This is a genomic window from Olsenella phocaeensis (assembly GCF_900120385.1).
GTDB lineage: Bacteria > Actinomycetota > Coriobacteriia > Coriobacteriales > Atopobiaceae > Olsenella_I > Olsenella_I phocaeensis.
The window spans coordinates 1-2242 of record NZ_LT635500.1 but is presented as its reverse complement, the minus strand read 5'-3'; the positions used below and the strand labels follow the sequence as shown (position 1 = coordinate 2242).

Sequence of the window (2242 nt, the reverse complement as noted above, 5' to 3'; positions counted from 1 at the left end):
CCGACGGCGGCGGAGGCGTTGTCTCCCGCGCCGGCGCAGACCAGCGTCTCCTCGGGCAACCACAGCTCGCGCGCCACCCCGGGAAGGAGGGTCCCCAGGGGCTCCCAGCTCTGGTGCAGCTGAGGGAGCTGCCGCTCGCGCAGGCCGCAGATAGAGAGCATCTGATGGCTCCAGCAGCGGTTGCGCACGTCGAGCAGGAGGGTGCCCGAGGCATCGGAGAAGTCCGTCGCGTGCACGCCCGTGAGGCGGAAGTTGACGTAGTCCTTTGGAAGCATGACCTTGCGGATGCGGGAGAAGTTGACGGGCTCCTCCTCGCGCATCCACAGGAGCTTGGGCGCGGTGAAGCCCGCGTAGGCCACGTTGCCGGTGTAGGAGGCGATGGTCCTGCGGCCCACCTCGCGGTTGAGGTAGTCGACCTGGTAGCGGGTGCGGCTGTCGTTCCAGAGGATGGCCGGGCGGATCACCTCGTCGTCCTTGTCCAGCACGACGAGGCCGTGCATCTGGCCGCAGGCGCCGATGCCGGCCACCTGGTTGGCGTCAAAGCCCCGAAGCAGCTCGGGGATGCCCTGGCGGACGGCGTCCCACCACAGGATCGGGTCCTGCTCGCTCCAGCCCGGCTCGGGGAAGCTGATGGGATAGCTGCAGCTCCTGATGTTGAGGACCTCGCCGTCCTCGTCCATGAGCAGGAGCTTCGTCGCCGAGGTGCCGATGTCCAGTCCGATGAAGTACATGGGACGCCCCCTTAAGGCAGCTGCGGCAGATGAGCGGTGGGGCCGTGGCCTCGCCACGCCGTCCCCCATTCTATGCCTGTCGGAGCCGCGGATGCTTCTTGTGCCACACCGCGTGCGGCACCGACGAGCCCCGGACAATGGAAGACCGCCCATCCCACGCCGGAGACAGGCGGTCCCACATGGCCGCAGGGCGGCCGGAATCGCAGCTGGGAAGAGGTTCAGACTACTGTGCGTAGCTCACGACGGGCTTGCCTGCCTCGATGGCGCCAGGAGCGGTGAGCTCGACGGACGAGAGGTCGTCGGAGTTGGTGATCGCCATGATGACCACGTCGTCGTGCCCGGCCGCCTTGATCTTCTCGCTCGAGAACTTGATGAGGGGCTCGCCGGCGCTCACGTGCGCGCCCTTGCTGCCGAAGACGGTGAAGCCCTCGCCCTTCATCTCGACCGTGTCGACGCCGATGTGGATGAGCACCTCGGCGCCGTCGTCGCACACCATGCCCAGGGCATGGAAGTTGGGTGCGCCAATGGCGCTCAGGGTCCCTGCCGCAGGCGCGTAGACCGTGTCGCCTTCGGGGAGGACCCCGCAACCCTTGCCCATGGCACCGCTGCTGAACACGGGGTCGCTCACCTCGGAGAGGGAGACGGCCTTGCCGGTGACGGGAGCCAGCAGGGTGCCCGCAGGGGCGCTGACGCCCAGGGCGGCCGGCTTCGAAGGCTTCTTGAACATGTCGAACAGACCCATTGAATACCTCCTGACCCGAGGGTCCCCCCTCGTCGCGACCCCGATGGTATGGCCTCTGGCCCGATCGCTATATGGATTATCCCACTAAGTCCCCTCCCGGCGTAAGCCAAAGTGAATAACGCCGCCCATTCGACCTCTTGTGGGCAGACGGTCTTGCCACCAAAAAACTGCGCACGGAATTTGGAATCGAGAGAAGCGACCTGGGCAAACGCCGCTCGTCTCCATAATTCGAGGCTACCGTGCGCAGTTTTTGGCCGGCCCGCACGCATCAGTCGGCATCCACACGTGACAGCAGGAGGCCCGGGGCGCCAGCCCCGGGCCTCCTCGCTCACCTAACATGTCGCCCGGACGCGCTTACTCAGTCGCAGCGCCCTCCTGACCTGCTCCGTCAGCCCCAGACGTGGCAGCTGCGCCGACTGCGTCCGCGACCTTCCGCGCGGCATCTGCGACCTCGCCCAGTCCGCCTGCGTCGATGCTCACCTTGCGGTTCACCTTCGCGTCGTAGGTGTCGGCGCGCATGACGTCGGCCAGGTCGACGCCCGTCACGCTCTTCACCATGTCGAAGGCGGCCTTGATGGACTGCGGCGCCATGGACGTCACGCCCGCGGCCGGGGAGCCCTCTCCCTCGCCACCGACGGTCGAGTAGATGTTTATGGCGTCGATGCCCTCGATGGGCTTGGAGGCTGCGGCGATGATGTCCGGCAGCACGCCGATGATCTGCTGGGCAAGGGCGGCCTGGCCGTACTTGCGCAGCGCCTCCGCCTTCTTG

General features: G+C 67.0%; 3 protein-coding genes. All 3 read right to left on the bottom strand.

The window, feature by feature from the left end:
• Positions 1 to 731: FGGY family carbohydrate kinase (locus BQ7388_RS09995; protein ID WP_268794053.1), on the bottom strand; the 731-nt coding region annotated here is incomplete at its 3' end.
• A 223-nt stretch (positions 732 to 954) separates the two neighbouring features.
• Positions 955 to 1473: a PTS sugar transporter subunit IIA gene (locus tag BQ7388_RS09990; protein WP_009278633.1), complete on the bottom strand. Its 519-nt coding sequence runs from the start codon at positions 1471 to 1473 to the stop codon at positions 955 to 957.
• Between the two features lie 354 nt (positions 1474 to 1827).
• On the bottom strand, positions 1828 to 2242 hold a 415-nt coding region (locus tag BQ7388_RS09985), incomplete at its 5' end, for a flotillin domain-containing protein (RefSeq protein WP_327196119.1).